This window comes from Chamaesiphon sp. OTE_75_metabat_556, assembly GCF_031378165.1.
Lineage (GTDB): Bacteria > Cyanobacteriota > Cyanobacteriia > Cyanobacteriales > Chamaesiphonaceae > Chamaesiphon.
Genome location: NZ_JANNDR010000011.1, coordinates 1 through 2543 on the forward strand (window position 1 = coordinate 1; position 2543 = coordinate 2543).

Consider the following 2543-nt stretch of genomic DNA (forward strand, 5'->3'; position numbering starts at 1 on the left):
AATTTCCGCCGCTCGCCGACTTTCATCGTACTTAGAGCTTCATCCCAACCGGCAATTACTTGTCCTTGACCTAGGATAAAACTAAAAGGTTCGCCGCGATCGCGCGAACTATCAAACTTTTTACCATTGGTGAGCGTACCAGTATAATGAACGAAAACTTTTTGGCCTGGTTTGGCAATAGCTCCTTTCCCGGCCTTGAGCACGGTATATTTTAAGCCAGAAGGCGTCGTAATCGTCTTAGCATTTTTAGTTACTGCTAACGCGATCTGTTTTTGGACGAACTGCTGCTCTGAAATATGCGCAACGGCTGTTGCCGCGTTATTGCTCATCACAAGTTGTAAGCATGAAACCATAACACTCGCACCAAGCATCCCCATCGAACCGACTAAAATTTTCTTCATCAGCGCACCTCAAATTGTTGTTAATTACCATATCATAGATTAATCTCAGTTGAGAGAAACTTTGAAAATATCGATCGACAATTAATTAGAAAAATCCGGCTGTTTTTAGGCTTAAAGATCGATACTTTGGATGTATGAGGATTTAAAAACGATCGATCTAATTTGCCGAACGTTAATGATGGCGAATTCGATTTCTGAGACATTGTCTCGATCGATAAAAATAGCCACAATGATCATTTGATTATCATTGTGGCTGAGACTGAAGATCGAGATCTCGTTAACCGACTAACTCTTTGATTGGCTGTGAATTAGCTGTTAATTTTTTTTCCCAATCTAGAGCAGTCCGCACGATCGTATCGAGATCGTTGAAACGGGGTTTCCAGCCCAAAACTTTGGTAATGCGATCGTTTGCGGCAATTACGCAAGCCGGATCGCCAGCACGACGCTCGGCTTCGATGACAGTGAAATCTACACCAGAAATTTCTTTAACTTTTTCGATCACTTCTCGGACGCTGTAGCCTTGTCCATAGCCACAATTGAGAATTTGACTGGGATGATCGCCATTGAGATAAATCAGCGCATCAACATGTGCTCTTGCCAGATCGTCAACGTGGATATAGTCGCGAATGCCAGTGCCATCTGGAGTGTCAAAATCAGTCCCAAAGATACCCACATGCGATCGTTGACCTAAAGCAGCATCGCACGCAACTTTGAGCAGATGGCTGGCTTTTTTGCCCGTTTGACCCAAGCTACCACCGATTTCCGCACCAGCAACATTGAAGTAGCGGAGAATCACATATTTGAGATTGGAAGCTACCGCATAATCTCTAATCAGGCGTTCGCTCATTAGTTTAGAACTGCCGTAGGGATTGAGCGGCTGAGGACTGGTTTCTTCCGTGATGGGATTAACTTCCGGTTGTCCATAGACAGCAGCAGTACTAGAGAAGATCAATTTGTTAACGTCGAATTGTTGACAGCAGTGCAGGAGATTGAGAGTGTTCGCAGTATTATTGCTATAATATTCGAGTGGTTTTACGACTGAATCCGGCACGGAAATGCTCGCAGCAAAGTGCAACACGGCATTGAATTTGTGCTCCGCAAAGAGTTCTGCTAGTCGCTGTCGATCAGCCAAATCGCCGACAACTAGCTCACCATAAGAGATCGCAGCGGTGTTCCCAGTGGACAAGTTATCGTATACGACCAGATCGTAATTAGCCTCACCCAATTGTTTGATCGTGTGGGAGCCGATATAGCCAGCACCACCCGTTACTAAAATTTTCTTCTTCATTAATTAGGCTAGATTATGGATAGTGTATTAGAGAGCAAGTTAATATAATCGGCAATTAAGTCGAACTGAACAGCTAAAGATTCAGTAAATTTACCGATGTGGGAAAGTTGATTTTTTACTGCTGGTCGGACAAATCATTCCGCCAACAACTACCACTACTATAACCAATTATTTTATACAAGCGATCGAAATTAGCGATTGTGCTTAGGGCTGAAACTCAGGTTTGCTCGGCTAATATTACAGTCACAGACAAAAAAATCTTTTGCTAGCTTGGAATCGATCGATAAGTGAGTCGGATGGGCTGAATTGATCGAGATCGCACCAATGATAGGCTACTTCCAGCGTTTGGCTAGTAATTGTTCCTCTAGCGCGGCAATCCGGTTGTAGGCAGCAGTTAGTTGCGCGGTGAGACGCTGGATCTGAACTTGCGGCGATAAGTCTTGTTCTTTGATCTGGTGGTGGCTAATTTCGACCCCACTACCGTCAATCAAAATATCTTGCTGGGCAATCGCCCATTCAGGCGTATCGCGGCGATAATTTGCACCAATGGGTAAATCTGCATAGCCATTGCTGCGATAGTTAGGATCGGAGGACATCCGCCGTGAATCGCCATTGGGTGAATCTTCGCGGTTGAGCGGATGCTTGATGGAGGTTTCTTCCCCGCTAACAATCTGACGATCTAGATTCTCAAAGACATGCTGATTCAATCGATCGATAATTTGATAAACTCGATCGACTTTGCGTGTCAAGATACTAATCTGTTGTTGGATTGATTCCATCTTCGTACCTTCAGCTAACTTGAATCGATTCTAGTGAATAGATCGATATTTGTGGACTTATTGCTGAATTATTTA

General features: G+C 43.9%; 3 protein-coding genes. All 3 read right to left on the minus strand.

Annotated elements, in window-relative coordinates; all coding sequences use genetic code 11:
• Window positions 1-401: FKBP-type peptidyl-prolyl cis-trans isomerase (locus RMO27_RS00375; protein ID WP_309727969.1), on the minus strand; the 401-nt coding region annotated here is incomplete at its 3' end.
• A 277-nt stretch (window positions 402-678) separates the two neighbouring features.
• Window positions 679-1689 (minus strand): UDP-glucose 4-epimerase GalE, encoded by a 1011-nt coding sequence (gene galE, locus RMO27_RS00380; protein WP_309727971.1) that lies wholly within the window; start codon window positions 1687-1689, stop codon window positions 679-681.
• 332 nt (window positions 1690-2021) lie between these two features.
• A complete protein-coding gene (locus RMO27_RS00385; RefSeq protein WP_309727973.1) occupies window positions 2022-2468 on the minus strand; it encodes a hypothetical protein in 447 nt (148 codons plus the stop codon).
• Between the last annotated feature and the right edge of the window lie 75 nt (window positions 2469-2543).